This window comes from Bradyrhizobium sp. 26S5 (assembly GCF_036923295.1).
Classification (GTDB): domain Bacteria; phylum Pseudomonadota; class Alphaproteobacteria; order Rhizobiales; family Xanthobacteraceae; genus Bradyrhizobium; species Bradyrhizobium septentrionale.
In genome coordinates this window covers 9147832-9165985 of sequence record NZ_CP145948.1, presented here as the reverse complement: position 1 = coordinate 9165985, position 18154 = coordinate 9147832, and the positions used below count along the sequence as shown (strand labels likewise).

At 61.4% G+C, this 18154-nt stretch carries 13 protein-coding genes; 11 read left to right on the top strand and 2 right to left on the bottom strand.

The annotated features are described in order from the left end of the window. Positions 1-222: 222 nt before the first annotated feature. The gene (locus V5279_RS43255) at positions 223-2181 is read left to right on the top strand and encodes a primary-amine oxidase (RefSeq protein WP_338693175.1); all 1959 of its coding nucleotides are present in this window, start codon (positions 223-225) and stop codon (positions 2179-2181) included. Between the two features lie 133 nt (positions 2182-2314). Then, entirely contained in the window at positions 2315-3454 is a 1140-nt protein-coding gene (locus V5279_RS43250; protein WP_338693173.1) for an MFS transporter, read from the top strand. 17 nt (positions 3455-3471) lie between these two features. Here the strand turns inward: V5279_RS43250 and V5279_RS43245 are convergent, their stop codons facing one another. Beyond that, on the bottom strand, positions 3472-4509 hold the full coding sequence (locus V5279_RS43245) for a response regulator transcription factor (RefSeq protein ID WP_338693171.1): 1038 nt from the start codon (positions 4507-4509) through the stop codon (positions 3472-3474). A gap of 615 nt (positions 4510-5124) precedes the next feature. Between V5279_RS43245 and V5279_RS43240 the strand changes: the two genes are divergently transcribed. The 8 genes from V5279_RS43240 to V5279_RS43205 all read left to right on the top strand — a co-directional run bounded on the left by V5279_RS43240 (position 5125) and on the right by V5279_RS43205 (position 15741). After that, positions 5125-6408, top strand: coding sequence for an ABC transporter substrate-binding protein (locus V5279_RS43240; RefSeq protein WP_029080540.1), 1284 nt, complete (start codon positions 5125-5127; stop codon positions 6406-6408). Beyond that, positions 6408-7184: an ABC transporter ATP-binding protein gene (locus V5279_RS43235; RefSeq protein ID WP_338693168.1), complete on the top strand. Its 777-nt coding sequence runs from the start codon at positions 6408-6410 to the stop codon at positions 7182-7184. Before V5279_RS43240 ends, V5279_RS43235 begins: the two co-directional genes overlap by 1 nt. After that, positions 7181-7948 carry an ABC transporter ATP-binding protein gene (locus V5279_RS43230; protein ID WP_338693166.1) on the top strand — a complete coding sequence of 256 codons (768 nt, stop codon included), beginning with the start codon at positions 7181-7183 and terminating at the stop codon, positions 7946-7948. Before V5279_RS43235 ends, V5279_RS43230 begins: the two co-directional genes overlap by 4 nt. Before the next feature lie 3 nt (positions 7949-7951). Further along, complete coding sequence (locus V5279_RS43225) at positions 7952-8836, top strand: branched-chain amino acid ABC transporter permease (RefSeq protein ID WP_029080537.1); 885 nt, start codon at positions 7952-7954, stop codon at positions 8834-8836. A gap of 3 nt (positions 8837-8839) precedes the next feature. Then, positions 8840-10489, top strand: a complete 1650-nt coding sequence (locus V5279_RS43220; RefSeq protein WP_338693163.1) for a branched-chain amino acid ABC transporter permease — start codon at positions 8840-8842, stop codon at positions 10487-10489. Between the two features lie 70 nt (positions 10490-10559). Beyond that, positions 10560-12887, top strand: coding sequence for a N,N-dimethylformamidase beta subunit family domain-containing protein (locus V5279_RS43215; protein ID WP_338693161.1), 2328 nt, complete (start codon positions 10560-10562; stop codon positions 12885-12887). 82 nt (positions 12888-12969) lie between these two features. Beyond that, the gene (locus V5279_RS43210; protein WP_166213396.1) at positions 12970-13335 is read left to right on the top strand and encodes a hypothetical protein; all 366 of its coding nucleotides are present in this window, start codon (positions 12970-12972) and stop codon (positions 13333-13335) included. A gap of 66 nt (positions 13336-13401) precedes the next feature. Then, a complete protein-coding gene (locus V5279_RS43205; RefSeq protein WP_338693158.1) occupies positions 13402-15741 on the top strand; it encodes a N,N-dimethylformamidase beta subunit family domain-containing protein in 2340 nt (779 codons plus the stop codon). Positions 15742-16011: 270 nt separating this feature from the next. Here the strand turns inward: V5279_RS43205 and V5279_RS43200 are convergent, their stop codons facing one another. After that, complete coding sequence (locus V5279_RS43200) at positions 16012-16791, bottom strand: IclR family transcriptional regulator domain-containing protein (protein ID WP_338693156.1); 780 nt, start codon at positions 16789-16791, stop codon at positions 16012-16014. Between the two features lie 250 nt (positions 16792-17041). Here V5279_RS43200 and V5279_RS43195 point away from each other — a divergent pair, with 250 nt between their 5' ends. Next, positions 17042-18136 (top strand): PEP/pyruvate-binding domain-containing protein, encoded by a 1095-nt coding sequence (locus tag V5279_RS43195; protein WP_029080534.1) that lies wholly within the window; start codon positions 17042-17044, stop codon positions 18134-18136. Positions 18137-18154 lie beyond the last annotated feature (18 nt).

Here is an 18154-nt window from a genome sequence, read left to right as displayed (position 1 = left end):
GATGCGCGGAAGAAATTCCGGCCATCTGTCTACGAGCCAACTGGGCCGGACGTTCGTCCGATGAGAAGCGATTCGTCGAGATGTGATCTGCCTTCGGAATGCCCGGTTGCCGTCGTGTGTGGCCGGTGCCGCAGCGGTATTGCTCAATACGGATGCATGCGTGCGGGCTCATTCCGTCGCTCCGCTCGTCCGCGCCCAGTCGTCTATGCAAGGAGCTAACCTATGGACACAGTTACGGTCTCGTCGTCCTGCACGTGCGTCCCGGGCACACCTAACGCGGATGCCGTGAAGCATCCTCTCGATCCCTTGACGGCCGCCGAAATCGGCGCGGTGATCCGGATCGTCCGTAATGATCTACAGTACGGCGCCGACTTTCTCTTCGAGACGATCGAGCTTCTCGAGCCTGAGAAATCAGTCGTACGTCTGTACAAGCCGGGAGATCCCATAAGAAGGGCGGCGCGGGTCAATCTGTTCAAGGTCAGGGAGGATGGCATCTGGCGCCTGACGGTTTCTCTTGCGGAAGGGAAAGTTCTCACGTCGAAATATGTGCGAACCGCCAAGCCGATGATCCAGCTCGAGCAGTTTACGGCCATCGAAGACGCCGTTCGCGCAGCTCCCGAATTCATTGCGGCCTGCAAGAAGCGCGGCATCGAGGACATGTCGCTTGTCTGCATCGATCCGTGGTCGGCGGGCAACTTCGGCATTCCCGGCGAGGACGGCCGCTACCTAGCGCACGTCTTCGCCTGGCTGCGTCTGCGGGAGAACGACAACCTCTATGCGCACCCGATCGGCGGCCTGAACGCCGTGGTCGACATCAAGACCTACGAGATCATCCGCGTCGACGACCATGAGATCATCCCGATTCCCCAGGCAGAGGTGAACTACGAGGCGGAGTTCATCAAGGATCCACGCGCGCCCTACAAGCCCCTCGACATCGTTCAGCCTGACGGTGTCTCGTTCAGGCTCGATGGCCGCCGCCTGGAGTGGGATCGCTGGTCTGTGCTCGTCGGCTTCAATTCGCGCGAAGGTCTGACCCTGCATGACATCAGCTACGACGGGCGGCCGATCGCGCACCGCGCGTCGCTGGTGGAAATGGTCGTGCCGTACGGAACCACAGACAAGGGGCATTTCCGGAAGAATGTCTTCGACATCGGTGAGTACGGCATCGGCAAGCTCGCCAATTCGCTGAAGCTCGGCTGCGACTGCCTCGGTGCCATCGCCTATCTCGACGCACATCTCGCGACGATGGACGGCAACGTGGTCACCATCGAAAACGCCATCTGCATCCATGAGGAGGATGCCGGCCTGCTGTGGAAGCATTGGGACTTCCGCTCCAACAATGTCGAGTCGCGGCGTGCCCGCAGGCTGGTCATCTCCTGCATCGCGACGGTCGCCAACTACGAATATGGCCTGTTCTGGTACTTCCACACGGACGGCTCGATCCAGTTCGAGCTCAAGGCTACCGGCATCATCAACACCGCCGCGTGCCATCCGGGCCAGCCCGGCAAATACGGCAAGGAAGTCGCGCCCGGCGTCGTGGGCCACATTCACCAGCATATCTTCTGCGCGCGGCTGGACATGAACGTCGATGGCGACGACAACAGCGTCGTCGAGCTCAACACCCAGGCCGATCCCTGGGGACCCGACAATGTCTATGGCAACGGCTTCTACGAAGAGGAAACGGTTCTGAAGACCGAGTTGGGCGGTTGCCGCCAGGCTAACCCGGCGACGCATCGGGCCTGGAAGGTCATCAATGCCGGCCGCAAGAACTGGGTCGGCACGCCGACGGGTTACAAGCTCGAGGCAAGTCATCCGGTGACGCCGTTCATCCATCCCGAGTCGCCGTCGGGCAGGCGGTCGACCTTTATCAAGAACCAGCTCTGGGTCACCGCCTTCGATCCCGAAGAGCGCTATCCGGCCGGCGAACACATGAACCACTCGGATGGAACGGGAGGTGTTTCCGATTTCGTCAGGAACAACCGGAACATCGAGAACACCGACATTGTGCTCTGGCACGTCTTCGGTCTTCACCATCAGGTTCGTCCTGAGGACTTTCCGGTTCAGCCCTGCATCTTCACCGGCTTCAAGCTGATGCCGAGCGGCTTTTTCGATCGCAATCCCGGCATCGACCTCGCGCCGGACAGCAACGCGGCAAGCTGTCATGCGCAGGCCGCCGAATAGGGCACGGTTCACCGCCACATTTGTCGCATCGCAGCCCGTCCGGCCGGCAGCGTCGTCCGGTCGGCTTCCGTCCGTCGGAGGGGCAGCGTGGGCGAGGCCGGGGGCCTCTGCGGCCGTCGCCGTTGCGATCTTTGTGAGCTCCGCTGCGCGCGTCCTTCCCGCGCTGCTGGCCGTCCCGATCCAGCAGGACCTGGGCTGGCAAATCTCCGACGTCGCGTGGCCGATCACGCTCGGCATCGCCGTGTCTGCATCTGCATCGCCGCTCGCTGGGCGTGGTCTCGAACGATGGGGCGTTCGATCGCCGCTCGTCGTCAGCCTGGTTCTCCTCGCGGTATCGCTTGCATCGACGACGTTCGCGACGTCCCCCGGGCACCTCGTTCTGGCCTGGGGCCTCGGACTTGGCTGCAGTGGATCCTTGAGTGCATCCATCCTGGGCGCGATGGTCGGCAGTCGTGGCAGCGCGGCGCATTGCGGCCCACGCTTTGGCCTCCTGACGTCGATGCAGTTCCTCGGATCGGCGGCAGGACTGCTGCTTACATCGCGCGTGGTCGAGGCGCTCGGTTGGCGCATCGCGTTCCATGCCGCTGCAATCGTCGTACTGGCCACGGCCTTCGTGGTCGTCCTCCTTGTCCCGGCATCTGGACGCGAAGTTACGCCGCAGCAGTCGGCATCCAGCCGGCACGCGCCGTCGTATCCGGAGGGGAGGGGGTGGCGGTTCTGGGCGCTGGCTGCGATCTTCTGTATCTGCGGCGCATCGACATCCGGCTTGATCGACAGCCAGCTCGGTATCCTCTGCATGGGCGCGGGTCTCGGCCTCCCGTCGAGCGCCGACGTGATGGCCATCGTCCTGCTTGGCGGCGCGATCGGAAGTGTGGTGAGCGGGTATCTCGCGGATCGTTATCCAGCACGAATGCTGCTGGCGGGCTACTTTGTCGCCCGCGCGCTCATCCTGCTTTGGCTGCCGTTCACAGGCCTTAGCGTTGTCGAGCTTGCCCGGTTCGGCGCGCTCTATGGCCTCGATGCGGCGCTGACGTTTCCAGCGCTGGTGATACTGATGTCCGCAAATCTCGGCAGCCACGGCATCGGTGCGGCAATGGGCTGGATGATGGCGGCGCACGTGGCAGGAGCCACCATCGCTTCCGCCGGCGTCGTGGCTCTTGGCCTCGGAGGCTATGCGATCGGGTTCGCGAGCGTTGGCCTGATTTGCCTGGTGGCCGCGGGGCTTGCGGTGCTGCTTAAGGATTCGCCATCAAGTGAAGAGCCATTCCGTTGACACGATCGCGAAGTCGGTCAATGGCCGGCAAGCTTCCGGGACCGTCGGGAAGGGTTCTCCGCCAGCAGCAGTCCTTCGGATACCGCAAGTGCTGCGAGCCGTGTGCGCGAATCACAGCCCATCTTTGCGAGGATGTGCTCGATGTGTGTTGACACTGTGCGAGGCGACACGAAGAGCTGCTCGGCGATGTTGGGATTCGACGCGCCGCTGGTCACGAGGTGCAGGATCTGAATCTCGCGGAGCGAGAGATTGTACGGCCAGCGAATGCATTCTTCAGTGATCAGGAGGATGTTTCCGCGGCAGGGCGTGATCGTGACCTGGTGGCAGCGGCCGGCCTCGTCCGGCCAGACGAAGCGTTGCGGTTTCGAAGACTTCGCCTTCTCCAGCATGAGCCGGCGAAGCTCTCCGCCTTCGCCGAGATGCGGCCCCGGACTACGGTTGGGCAGGTGAAATGCAAAACCATTCGGCGAGACGGCGAGCGCGTAGGAGCCGGGCGCCAGCTCATCGGCCAGAAGCTGTGGTGTCCTGAGCTGATCGCAGATGTTCAGCAGGATCGGGCGGAAGCGCTCCGTCATCTCGCGGTGCTCGTCCTTGGCGTGCGCCTCCTTGGACCAGCTCATGTGGATGGCCCCGATGTAACGGCCATCCGCGACGCGCAGGCACATTGTCGAGCCTTCCCTGAATCCATCCGGCATCAGGTATTCCTGAGCGGTGAATGTATCCGGCAAATGGAGATTCCAGTCACGCTTGTAGTCTCGCCAGCGCAGCGAGTGCGTGTCCTTCTCGCGCGCGATGGCGTAAGCCGGGCAGGCGTTAGGGAATCCGTCGAGCACGTAGGACATCGTTCTGTCCGTATACCCTTCGACGGCCAGAGAGCGGTGAATTCGGGATATCGGATCTATTGCGACCAGGGCGATCGCCTCGCTCCTCACGAACTCGCGTAACAGACGGGTGACCTGCGTCGCCTGATCAATGATCTGATCATTCAGGACCGCCGCCGGTGTATCGAGCCGGACCGTGGCTGACATTGTATGGTCGATCGCTGCCGATTTCACGGTGAGCCTCCAGCTCGTGAAAGATCTTGTCGACGGTTCGTGATCGAATCTTCTTCTTGGTCGCTGACGGTCGGTTTTCTGGTTCGGCCGGATCGAGGTGCTTTACGCAATCTCAGGGCAACAACCGTTCCAACCAACGCAAGGTGCCACGTCATTACTGTGGCCCTTCGCTCTGCTGACCCCGATGGTCCCGGATCGAAATCAGCACCGCCTGAAAGCTACACGAGTACCTTAGGGCTGCGCGCGTGGTGAGTCAAAGGAACGTCACAATTCATGCGGTTCAAAGTCAGCGTTTCTGACGTGGGCGTGCCGGCAGTGTCGTCGGTTGATGAAAATCCGGGCTGGGCTTGCTGAGCTAATTGTCACCCCGGTCGCTGTTCGTGCCCGCGGTGCTCGGGAGACTTCCCCGGTTGCTCCAACGCGTCCGCTAAAATCGGTCAGCTGACGTATTGCTGAAAATCGGCGGGAAACCGAAGCTTCGATCCTGCGGTGCAGGTCGAGGGCCGCAATCACCCGACGTCGCGTGGATGCGCCGTCGTCACCCAACACGAAATCCCGCCCGGTCTCGGTCGCGATGCCGAGAACTTGTGCGCGCGATTGCAGGAGGTCGCTCAGATGGTTTTGAGACTCACCAGACGTTCAGTGACCGCGGGCATCGGCGCGGCTGTCGCGGCGCCATTTGTTGGACGGTCGGCGTTTGCAGCACAGCCGATCATTCTCGGCATTCCCTACTGCCAGACGGCGGCCGCGGGGGTTGCGGATCATCAGGACTTTCTGAACGGCACGACACTCGCGATGGAGGAGATCAATGCCGCGGGCGGCATCCTTGGCAGGCCGCTGAAGCTGTTCACGACGGACATGAATGTTCTGTCGCCAGAATCCTCCAAGCAGGCGCTTGCAGCCTGCGTGGACGCCAAGGTCGACGCCATCTCCTTTGCTTTCACGCTTGTCCCGCTGCCGGCGATGGACGCGACCGTGAAGTACAAATGTCCGTACATCAACGGCAACGCTCAACGCGCCGGTACCTCTGCCGTCAAGGCGCATCCGGATAAGTACAACCACATCTTCCAGTTTTGCCCGTCGGAGGTGAACTACGGATGGAGCTATGCTTCCTGGCTGGAGGACGAGGAGCAGCGGGGCATCTGGAAGCCGAAGAACCGCAAGGTTCATATCATTCAGGAGCAGATTGGTTACTGCCAGACCATTTCGCGTGCCGCGCAGGAGGCGATCAAGCGGCGCGGCAAGTTCGAAGTCGCCCGCATTACGGATATCCAGTATCCCGTGCAGGACTGGGCGCCGGTCATTCGCGAGATGAAGGAAGTCGATGCCGCCGCGATCATGGTGGACCATTGGGTTGCCGCTGAGTACGCCGCGTTTTGCAAGCAGTTCGTTGCAAGCCCGGTGCGCGACTCGCTCGTCTATCTCCAGTACGGCCCGTCCCAGCCGGAATTCCTCGAGCTTGCCGGATCGGCTGCGAACGGCTTCGTCTGGGGCACGACCATGGGCATTTATGGCGACGAGAGAGGTCTCGCCTACAGGCAAAAGTACAAAAAACGTTTCCCCGGCATCGCGGGGCTCGCCTACACCGGCATTGCGTACGATCAGACCTACTACCTCAAGAAGGCCTGGGAGGCTGTTGGCGATCCCCGGAAGTTCAGCGAGGTCTGCGACTGGATCCGCGCCAATCCCCAGCGTGGCGTTTGCGGTCACGTCGACATGGGTAATCCCTACCAAGAGGCGCGGCATTTCCCCGACAATGGAGGAGACGAGCTGCAGGCGCAAAAGCTCGAGGCCGGTGTCGCGCAGCTCTACGTGCAGATCCAAGGAGGCGAGCACAAGATCACCTATCCCGGTCCGGTCTCGGAAACGAAACTGATCGCTGCGCCGTGGTGGAGCTGATGCTCAGACCACTGTCTCCGAGCAGCGGGGTTGAACAGGACGGAACAGCCACCCTGTTCTCCTGCAGCGGAATTTCGCTCGATCTCGGCGGGCGTGAGATTCTCCGCGATATCAACCTGCACGTCCAGGCCGGGGAAGTGCTTGGCATCATCGGCCCCAACGGCGCGGGCAAGACCAGCTTGTTTGAAATCCTCTCCGGACGGATGCCTCCGAAGAGCGGCATGGTGTGGTTCAAAGGGGAGAATGTCACGGGCTTGCCGTTGCATTCCCGTTCGCGTCTGGGAATTGGCCGCACCTTTCAGACGCCGGTCGTCCCCGACGAGTTGACGGTCGGTGAGACATTCAAGGCGGCGCGTCAGGCCTATCGACCTTTCCTCACCAAGTTCGACGCGGAATATGGCGCCGACCTTGTCGGTCTGAAGATCAGTGAGGACACACCGGCGACGCAGCTCGATACCTTCAACCGGCGCAAATTGTTGCTGGCCTGCCTGCTGATGCGCCGGCCGTCGTTGCTGCTGCTGGACGAGCCGGCGGCGGGCCTGATCAATTCGGAGGTCGACGAGATCGACAAGCTCCTGCGCATGCTCGCCAAGGAGATGGATGTCGCGATCCTGATTGTTGAGCACCGCATCGAGCTCCTCGGCATGATCGCCGACCGCATTCTGGTGATGGATGCCGGAGAGGTCATCTCCGAGGGCTTGATGGACGACGTCATGGCGGATCCTAAGGTTCACGCGGCCTATTTCGAGGACTTCAGCGAAGAGGCCGACGCATGAACATCTCCGTGAGCAATCATTTGCCGGGCGGTCCGGCGCGTCAGCCCCCGCGCGAGGTCTTGAACGTCCAAGGATTGTCCGCCGGCTACGGTCCGGTCCGCGTCATCCACGATCTAGATCTCGTCGTGCAGTCCGGGGAGCGGATCGGGATCGTCGGCCTGAACGGTCACGGCAAGTCGACGCTGTTCTATGCAATCGCCGGGCTCACCGGCTGGCAGCGCGGCTCGATCAAACTCAACGGCAGGGAGGTGGGTCGCACGCGAAGCCAGGGACCGGGGCGCTACACCCATGAAATCGTACGCGCGGGTTTGGCGCTGATTCCCCAGGGCGACGAGATCTTCCATGGCCTGACCGTCGAGGAGCATCTCGATTCCGGGGCCTACACCGCGGCGGCATGGCGCGATCGCGCCGCACGCAAGCTCCGCATCCTGGAGATCTTTTCACCATTGCGGAAGCTGATGGATGTACCCGTGGGGCGCCTGTCGGGGGGCGAGCGGCGCATGGTGTCGATCGGCCGCGGCCTGATGACCGATGCGTCGCTCTTCCTCGTCGACGAGCCATCGCTCGGGCTGGCGCCCAAGATCGGCAAGAGCGTGATCAACGCGCTGATGGCCGTCAAGCTCGGAGATGCCGCCATGATCATCGCGGAGCAGAACGTCGCATTGCTTGAGGGACGGGTCGATCGCGTCATCGGCATGCATGTCGGCAAGCTCAAGGGTGAGGCCTCGGCGGCCCTCGCGTTGAACGTTTATCGAAAGGCGTAAAACGTGGATATCTGGTTTATCGTCAGCAACACCATCGTCCTTGCGTGCATTTACGGCACGCTCGCGATCGGAATTTCGATCACGTGGTCGAGTCTTGGCCTGCTCAACCTGTCTTACGGATTCATTTTCGCATTCGCAGGGTATGGCGCCTGGCTGTTCGCCCAGAACGTCTCCGCATGGGGACCTGCAGTGCTGGCCGCGGGTATCCTCGCCGGCGCGCTCGGCGGTGTAATCATCTGTGCGATCGGATTCATACCGATCCACGACAAACCGAATTTCACCATCCGCGGTTTGATTGCGACGCTCGCGATCAATTTGATCGGCACGCAATTCCTGCTCTGGTGGTTCGGTCCGCGTTCGAAGAATCTGCCGGATATCTTCGGCAACTGGTCGCTATCCTTGCCGGGCGGCGCGGTCTTCACGGCCGACAAGGTCGGCAACGTGGTGACGTCCATCGTGATACTGGCGGTCGTTCTCAGGTGGATGCAGTCGAGCCGCCGTGGCCTCGAAATCCGCGCCATGATGATGAATCCTCATGCGGCCTCCATCGTCGGCATCGGTGTGCGGCGCACCTCCTTTTACGTCATGGGCATCACGGGCGGATTGGCGGGTCTCGCGGCCGTCCTGCTCTCCCAAACCTATTACATCTCGCCGTTCGGCGGACTGATGCCGATGATCAAGGGCGTCAGCATTGCGCTTTGCGGCGGACTCGGCAGCGTGCGCGGCGCTGTCATCGCCGCGATCGTGCTCGGCTTGAACGAGGCGCTGACAGGCATGTCGATCGGCGGTCGCTACGTTCTCATCACCCAGTTCGTCGTGATTATCGCCATTCTCTTGGTCCGTCCGCGCGGCATTGCCGGGCTGCTCGACAAGGCGAGGGAGGCCTGAGCAATGTCTCTTGATAGCGGCACCAAATGGCGCAACCCGCTCTTCGTCTGGGGTGGCAAACGCGACGTCGAAGAACTTCCAACCATTCCGTTTCGAAGCCATCAGGAGGTTTGGGAAGGGACTCGTCAATCGAAGACGAAGCTGAACCCGGTCGGCCGCCTACGCTACTATCACAAGTGGCCAGGCCACGGCAGGACGATGTGGAATCGTCTTCGCTACTGGCCGACGCGCCGCCGGGTGCTGCGCCTGCGCGGGGAATACAATCCCAAGACGTTGCGCGCGGAGAAGACGATTGTCGACAAGCGGCCGATCTGGTGGGTGCTGGGGCTACTCGCGCTGGCGATCGCTCCCCTGTTCACGCCCGGTGACCTGCAGAACACGCTGCTGACGGCCGGAGCCACGTTCGGCATCTATTCCGCCATCAGCCTGTGCTGGATGCTCATCATGGGCACGGCGGGCGTCTTCTCGCTCGCTACCTATGCAGTGGTCGGGACGGCCGCGTTCGTTGCGGCGCTGCTTGCGGTCAAGCTCGCGCTGCCCTGGTGGCTGTTGCCGCCGATCGGCGCGCTGGTGGGTCTGGTCTTCGGCGGGATCATCGCGCTGCCGGCCACGCGGCTGGATGGCTTCTACTACGCGCTTCTCACTCTCGGGCTCAACGAGCTCTGCCGGGTCTACTTCATCACCTCGAAGGAATTCGGGTCCGCCAACGGCGGCCTGTATGGCGCAACGACCTACGTGCCGGAAGATTGGTCGCAGTTGGGTCAGCTGCTCCTGGCGTATTACGCCTGCTTCGGCCTGATGCTGCTCGCATTGCTGCTCTACCGGTTCGTCAACGGCCGCAGGCTTGGACGAATCCTTCGCATGGCGCCCGAGAAGCGCGAAGCCTTCGCTGAGGCGACCGGGGTGAACTTTCGTCAGGCGCGTGTCTGGGTGTTCCTCATCTCGTCGACTGCGCTGGGCTTCATCGGCGGATTCTACACCTCGAACTTCGGCGGCGTGGCGTTCTCGATCTTCAACTTCGACACCGTCCTGCTCGGCCTCGCCATGCTGGTGATCGGCGGCGTCGGACGTGCGGAAGGCGCGGTGGTCGGTACCCTCATCGTCGTGTTCTTTGACCAGGTGCTGAACACATGGGGGCCCGCGCGCTTCATGATCATCGGCCTCATCATGCTGCTGGTCGTTCTCTACCTGCGCAACGGGCTATTTGGGATCAAGGCGCAGTTCCGTGCCTGGCGCGACAAGAAGAAGAGTGAGCGGAGGTCGACGCGGGCGGAGAAGGGCGGCGAGATGCTGCCTGAGGAGGCGACGGAGACCGACGACAAGAGCGTCATCTATCAACGTCGCTACGACAAGATGACCCGCAATCATCTTAAGACGCTGGTGTCGCCGGAAGTCATCGAGGAGCATCGCCAGTCCCTCAATGGACAGCACAGCGAGGCGCTCGAACGGCTGCTGATCTATTTCCGCACGCGTCCTCAGGTGGAGAAGTACGCCATCATGGCCGTGGAACGCTTCGAGGGTTACCGCATCGTGGCGCTGTCCGGACATCGGGGCGTCGCGCCGCGCGTGGTCGAGGACAGGATTTACTCGACACCGGATGAGGCCTGCCACGGCGTCTTCATGCGACGCGTTCAGGACCTGCTGGAGTCCTGATCGAACTTACGAATGAAGCTTTGTCCGACCCGCGCGGCGGACATCGGGACGATCGCAAAAGAGGGAGTTGGTGGTGACACCGGTCAGGCTATTTGGCTACACGGACAGGATCTCGGTCAAGCCGGGCGAGGCCATCCAGTTTCATGTCAGCTCCGAGGGGACGGACACGGCTGAGGCGCAACTGGTGCGCTTGATCCACGGCGATGAAAATCCGGCCGGACCTGGCTTCGTCGAGGAGGAGGTGGCATGCGCCGCCAACGGCACATGGCGAGTCGAACGACAGTTCACCCAGGTGGGATCGTTCCTCGGGGTCGATGATCCCGCAGGCCGGTTAGCGTTCGAAGGCAGTTTCACCCTGTTCGCCTTCATTCACCCGACCTGGCCGGCGTCCGGGAAACGCCAAAGCGTCATCGGCCGGTGGGACGGTGATCGGAAGCAGGGCTATGGGATCGGGCTCGACGAGAAGGGCTGTCTGAGGTTTTGGATCGGACGCGGCGAAGATGCCGTCGACTGCCTGGCTGCCGACACGCCGCTACAGGTTCAGATGTGGTATTTCGTGGCCGCGACTTTCGATGCCAAAACCCGGCGTGCGACTTTGTATCAGGTCGGTGTCGGCAACAGGTACAACGGCCTGTTGGGCAAGGTCGCACTGGTCGATTACGATTCTCATGCGTCCGCGATATTCCGGACCGGACCCGGCAACCTCGGCACAACGCCGTTCCTGATGGCAGGTTCGCGCGGGCGCGACGCGCAGCAGCGTGCATGTGTATCGGAGTTTTATTGGGGCAAGATCGACCGGTGCGGCGCGTTTGATCAGGCGCTGCAGCCCGGCGAGCTCGACACGATCAGAAGCGGCCTCGTCCCCGCGATGGAAAGCCTGGTCGCGTACTGGGACACGACCGCGGGATACACCGACCGCGGCATCGGCGATCTCGTGGTCGACGTCGGGCGGCACAAGCTGAATGCCGGAGGATACAACCGCCCGGTTCGCGGCCAGACCGGTTGGAACTGGGACGGCTTCACCGATTGCTTCCGCTTGGCTCCGCACGAGTTCGGAGGCATCGAGTTTCATGCCGACGCGCTGACCGACTGCAATTGGAAGGCAACCAGGGTCGTCACCCTGCCACGTGGTCTCAAAAGCGGCTGCTATGCCATGCGGCTGCGCTCTGGCAGGGGAAAGAGCTTGAGCGAGGAGCACGTCGTGTTCTTCGTGCGGCCGGAAAAACCGCAGGCGCGCATTGCCTTCCTGTTTCCGACGTTGACCTACCTTGCCCTTGCGAATGAGCGCTTGAGCTTCGATCATCCGGAGCGCGAGGCCTTGACGGGCCAACCGGCCGTGTTGTCCGACATCGATGTCGAGATGTACACGCGAGCCGATTTCGGGCTGTCGACCTACGACATGCACGCCGACGGCAGTGGCGTGTGCTACAGCTCTTATCACCGTCCGATCATGAACATGCGGCCGAGATACAGGATGCCGAGCCTGGACCTGGCGTCGGGATTGGCTGCCGATCTCTCGATCATCGCATGGCTCGACCACAGCGGCTTCGACTACGAGGTCCTGACCGACGAGGATCTGCACCGCGACGGACAGGCGGCATTGTCGCCGTATGCCTGCGTTATCAGCGGCGCGCGACCTGAATACTACACCGAGCGCATGCTGGACGCGACCGAGGACTATATCGCCGACGGTGGCCGCTACATCTATGCGGGCGGCAACGGATTCAACGCTACGGCAGGCGTTCGCGACGGCGAACCATGGATCGTAGAGTGCCGGCGCCGCGATGACGGATACAAGCCGTGGATATCGCGCTACGGCGAGCACTACATGGCCACAGACGGGATGCGCGGCGGCCCCTGGAAGGTGCTCGGGCGGGCAACGCAGAAGCTGGTCGGGATCGGCTTGAGCAGCTCGGGCGGAGGACGAAGCGAGCCATACCGGCGGATGCCGGACAGCTATCACCGCACCGTGTCCTGGATCACCAAAGACATCGATGGCGAGATTATCGGCGACTTCGGCCTTGCCAACAACGGCGCCGCGGGGCTGGCCCTCGACTATTACGATCGTGCCCTGGGCACACCGCCGCACACCAGGATCATTGCATCGTCGGGGGGGCACACCGATAGCTATGTCGTGAACCAGCAACTCGTTCTCTATTCCTACCTCGGCCTCTATGGGTCGTATGACTGGCGCGTTCATGCGGACATGACCTACTTCACGGCGCCCCATGGGGGAGCCGTGTTCGCATGCGGCTCGGTCGCGTTCGTGCAATCGCTGCCGGTCAACAATTTCAGGAACAGCTCATCCCGTGTGCTGGCCAACGTCGTCGAGGCGTTCGTCGGGACGGGCAGGTTGCCCGGGTTCGCTTGGGTCAACGAGGAAAAGCAGTGGGCTTGAAACATCCGTCACGGAATGCCGCGCCGGTACGTCCAGCCGGCACGGTTCACGTCGGACATTTGCAGATTCCGGAGAGCTGAGGATGCTGCCTCTCGATTACGAAAGGTCCCAGGACCGCGACATCATCGTCCGGGACCGGTTCGACGGCTTCCGCCGCGAGTTTCTGCGGACGCTCGTGACGCCCGAGGTGATCGAAGAACACCGCCGGTCGCCGCTGGGCCAGCACAGCGAACGGCTCGAGCGTCTGTTGATCTATTTCCGTCAACGGCCGCTAGACGAAAGATATGCGGTCAAGGCCGTAGAGCCGTTCCGCAAGTATCAGGTGGTCAGGCTGTCGGGGCATCGGGGGACTTCCCCGCGCGTGGTTGACGAGGCCATCTACGCGTCAGCGAACGACGCTTGGCATGGTCTGTTCCTGCACTGCATTCGCGACCTTCTCGAAACCTAGAGATAGCTGCAACACGCTGGGTGGGGCACGAGCCTCGTTCAGCTTCTCGATTGGAAACTCCGCATCATGGCGCAGATCAAGATATTCGGCTATGCAGACAAGATCTCGGTGAAGCCCGGCGACACCATACAGTTTCATGTCAGTGCCGACGGCGCGTCCACCGCTGAAGCCCATCTCGTGCGCTTGATCCATGGCGACGAGCATCCGCATGGTCCCGGATTCATCGAGGAGGAAATCGACTGCGTCGCCAACGGCACCTGGCGGGTCGAAAAGCAGTTCACGCAGGTCGGATCCTTCCTCGAGGTCGCGGACCCCGACCGCAAGCTCGCGCTGGATGGCAGCATCACGCTTTGTGCATTCATCTGGCCGACGTGGCCGGATGTCGGGCACCGTCAATGTCTGCTCGGTCGCTGGGACAATGACAAGAATCACGGCTACGGCCTCGGGATCAATCCGAGCGGCAGGCTGGAGTTCTGGGTCGGGAGCGGGAACGAGGTCGACTATCTGCAGGCGGAGCTGCCGCTGCAGAAACAGGCCTGGTATTTCGTTGCGGCCACATTCGATGCCCGAAGCGGTCGTGCCACCCTCTACCAGGAGGGGATCGTGAACCGTTACAACAGCCTGCTCAGCAAGGTCGCGCCGGTCGAATATCGCTCGCATGTGTCGGAGGTGTTTCGGTTCCGGCAGAACAACCTGGCCGGTACGCCGTTCCTCGTAGCCGGCTCGCGCGACTGGCACGCGCTCCGCGGCCATTTCGTGTCGCAGCTCTACTGCGGGAAAATCGATCGCTGCGGTGTTTTCGATCGCCCGTTGGGTCGCGAGGAGCTCGACGCGATCCGCTCGAGCGGGCAGCCTCCATCATACGGCATGGTGGCATATTGGGACACCACAAAGGGTTACACCGATCACGGCATCGGCGACGTCGTGGTCGACATCGGACCACACCGCCTCGATGCGAACGGCTACAACAGGCCGGTGCGCGCACAGACCGGCTACAACTGGAACGGCCGCAACGACTGCTTCCGTCTCGCCCCGCATGAATACGGCGGCATCGAATTCCATGCCGACGCGATGATCGACAGCAACTGGAAAGTCACAAAGACGCTCGAGCTGCCCGAAACGCTACGCAGCGGCGCCTACGCGATGAGGGTACGCGGCGGCGATGGCAAGGGCCTGGCCGAGGAATACATCGTCTTCTTCGTCCGGCCGCGCGTGCCGACCGGTCGCATCGCTCTGCTGTTCTCCACGGCAACCTATATCGCCTATGCCAACGAGCGCTTCGCGACCGACGGCCACATCGTGCAGCCGATGGCCGGTCAGCCGCCGACGATCTCCGAGGTCGACATCGAAATCTACGAAAATCCGGAATTCGGCGGCGGCTGCTACGACTCGCATGCAGATGGCGCCGGCATCTGCTACTCGAGCTACCATCGCCCGATGGTCAACATGCGACCGAAATACCGAATCTCCGCGTTCGACCTGCCCTGGAATTTTCCTGCTGATCTCTCGATCCTGGCGTGGCTTGAGCACAAGGGATACGACTACGACGTTTTGACCGATGAAGATGTTCATCTGGAGGGTGTCGCCGCAATGGCCCCCTATGCATGCATCCTCAATTCCACGCATCCGGAATATCATTCCGAGCGTATGCTCGATGCGCACGAGGACTATATCGCCGGTGGCGGACGATTCATCTGCATGGGTGCGAACAGCTTCTGCTGCAATGTGGCGTTTCGCGATGACGAACCGTGGATCATGGAGTGTCGCAAGACCGGAGGACACTGGATAGCCTGGGCGGCACGGCCGGGCGAATATTACCTCGCCACGACGGGGCAGATGGGCGGAATCTGGACGGGCTTCCAGCGCTGGGGGCAGAAGCTGGTCGGCAACACGTTTGCCGGCGAGGGCTTCGCTCATAGCCAGCCCTACCGGCGGATGCCGGATAGCTATGATCCCACGCTGGCCTGGATCACCGAGGGGATTGAGGGCGAGATCATCGGCGATTTCGGCCTGGGCAACGGCGGGGCGGCGGGCATCGAGATCGACTGCTACAAACTGGGATTCGGCACACCGCCCAACACCAAAATCATCGCATCCTCAGGCGGTCACCCCGACAACTACATCGCCCACGACGAGGAGGGGGCGCACGCGCATCAGGGTTTCAGCGGGACGCACAACTACATCCTGCGGGCCGATATGGTGTATTTCGAGGCGCCGAACAACGGTGCGGTGTTTGCAACCGGATCCATCGCATTCGGGAGTGCCCTTCCGATAAACGGATTCGAGAACAATGTCTCGCAGCTTCTGAGCAACGTTGTGAATGCGTTCGTCAAGCCGGGACCATTGCCGGGCTCGTCGAACAGACCCACGCAGAATACGGAAAGACTTGAACGAGTTGGTCTCTAGATCGAGCCCAATCCTGCTCACGTGGCGAGGTGTCGAGCCCAGGATCTCAGCAGTGTCCAGAGATGACCGACGCAGAGCGCGCGCAATTGGGTCGATTGTAATTTTCCAGGATTGGATATTGGGTCGAGCAAATCGGACAATCTACGAACAGCAGTCAATCCCCATGTTTCTGCGAGCCCCATAAGCAGACGTCGCGTTTCAGGTTCGCTGATCACTCTGAACAGAGTTCAGCGAGGGCTCAGGGCCGGGAGTGTTTTCAAGCGAATAGAATCACGCTGTCATTCGCTTGCTGATAGACCCAGCGGCTTCATTCAACTGTGGGAGAAAGCGTTCGATAATGACGGGCACAGTGGCGACCCTGGCGATCCACGTGAGATTGATGCATCCAACGACTTCGTCGCCGGCATAGACTGGAACAGCGATGGAATTCCGGCCGTCGTTTGCCTGACTTCTTGGAAGGTCATAGTGACCGCCAAAATCCCGATCGCGAGCGCCGTATCCGCGAGCACGTACGTCGGCGAGCACCTTGTCAAGCTTGGCCGTGTTGTGCGCGAGCGCATCACCCGGACGGCCACTTTTCCGCAAACGCGCAAGAATTGCCGCTCTTTCCTTTGGCGAACAAAACGCGAGGTAGCATCGCCCCGAGGCTGAGCGCAGCATGTTCACGTTGAACGAGCCAACCGGGTTTGGAGAGATAATATAATCAAAATCGGACATAGGTCGGTTGGATTCAATAGTCACCATATGATCGAGCCGCGGACTCAGCAAAGCTGATGGCCAGCGAACACGCTTGCAGAGGTCCGCCAAAATCGGTGCCGCGACTTCTGCAAGATGGGTTTCCTCGTCAAATACTCTTGCTCGCTTTGAAAATGTATAGCTCGGGACATAAGCGCCATCAGCGATCCGCTGCCAAATCAGTTCACTCCCGACCAGAGTTTTGAGAATTCGCAGCAATGTCGCCTTTGGCAGCCTCGTAGCCAGATGCAGATCATTCAGGCTTACAGCCTTCGACTCTTGAATAATCCGCAGGACGTCTAACCCTCGATCCAAGGCGCGTATTGTTTTTGTGCTCCTGCGGTAGGCCGAGATGTTTGCCCCAGTAAAAGCCGAATCTCCTGGTGGGGACCGCGCTGGTTGCCGCCGCGCGCTACCCGCCGCAAAGCCCGTGTTTGGACCGGAACCCTTTACCCCTGATAACACGATTTCACCTGGTGAAACAGAGGTAGAGTCAACCAAACAAACGTTCTGAAAGGTGTAAGAGTCGCTCTAACGAGACAAAAACGGCTGGAAGCGCATCAAGATGGGTGTCCAAGACAGCGACCAATACGTGATCGCATTCGAGCAGGCGTCAAACCGCGACGTTTCGCTCATCGGTGGAAAGTGCGCCGGGCTTGCTTCACTTATAGTAGCTGGCGCGACAGTACCGCCTGGTTTTGCAGTGACAACTCGGGCTTACCTTGAAACGCTGGCCGCGCGTAAGCTCGGGTACGAGATTCAAACGCGTGTCGAAGCGGTCCCCTCGAACGATGTCGGAGCGCAAGCCAAGATCGCGAGCGAAATCCGGGAACTGATCAGGTCGGAAGCAATTCCCGGCCGCATCGCCGACGCAATTCGATTTGGCTATGACAAGCTCTGCGCCCGGGGCGGCGGCGATTTGCCGGTGGCTGTGCGCTCTTCCGGCACCTCCGAAGACATGCCTGACGCCAGTTTCGCGGGCCAGGGCGACACGTATTTATGGACGGTTGGTGCAAACGCCGTCGTCGATCGGATTCGGGACTGTTGGGCGAGCTTGTTCACTGCGCGCGCGATGGCGTATCGCGGTAAACATAATCTCCTCCATCTCGATCAGGCCATGGCCGTTGGGGTTCAGCAAATGGTCGACGCCCGCGCTGCCGGCGTCGCCATGAGTCTCGATCCCTCGAATGGCGACCGGTCCAAGATTGTCATCGAATCCGTCTGGGGATTGGGCGAGCCACTGGTCTCCGGCTTAACGACGCCGGATTACTTCGTCGTGGACAAGGTCTTGCTGGAGCCCGTCAAGCGGGTCGTTGCCAGCAAGCCCACTGAACTCGTGGCCGATATCGCCAATCAAACGACCGTCTTACGTGAGGTGGAGGAAGCCCGGCGGAACGTGGCGAGCCTCACCGAAGCGCAAATCCGTGCCGTCGCACGTATCGTCAAAGCGCTCGATCGGTCCTTCGGTGCGCCGCAGGATGTCGAATGGGCAATCGATCCGCAAAGGACCGAAGATGAGGGCGTCGTCCTGCTTCAGTGCCGACCGGAGACGGTGTGGAGCCGAAAAGCATGTAGCCCGGTTCTGTCCAAAAGCTACGCGCCCGGAATTGAGGGCGTGCTGAGCACCTTGATGGCGCCTTTGGCATCGCGGCGACAATGATCATAAAAAACGGGGGAG

Bases quoted from the DNA above. Each gene is read 5' to 3' on its own strand.
- V5279_RS43255 (WP_338693175.1), top strand. From the start codon at position 223: ATGGACACAGTTACGGTCTCGTCGTCCTGCACGTGCGTCCCGGGCACA.
- V5279_RS43240 (WP_029080540.1), top strand. From the start codon at position 5,125: ATGGTTTTGAGACTCACCAGACGTTCAGTGACCGCGGGCATCGGCGCG.
- V5279_RS43235 (WP_338693168.1), top strand. From the start codon at position 6,408: ATGCTCAGACCACTGTCTCCGAGCAGCGGGGTTGAACAGGACGGAACA.
- V5279_RS43230 (WP_338693166.1), top strand. From the start codon at position 7,181: ATGAACATCTCCGTGAGCAATCATTTGCCGGGCGGTCCGGCGCGTCAG.
- V5279_RS43220 (WP_338693163.1), top strand. From the start codon at position 8,840: ATGTCTCTTGATAGCGGCACCAAATGGCGCAACCCGCTCTTCGTCTGG.
- V5279_RS43210 (WP_166213396.1), top strand. From the start codon at position 12,970: ATGCTGCCTCTCGATTACGAAAGGTCCCAGGACCGCGACATCATCGTC.
- V5279_RS43205 (WP_338693158.1), top strand. From the start codon at position 13,402: ATGGCGCAGATCAAGATATTCGGCTATGCAGACAAGATCTCGGTGAAG.
- V5279_RS43195 (WP_029080534.1), top strand. From the start codon at position 17,042: ATGGGTGTCCAAGACAGCGACCAATACGTGATCGCATTCGAGCAGGCG.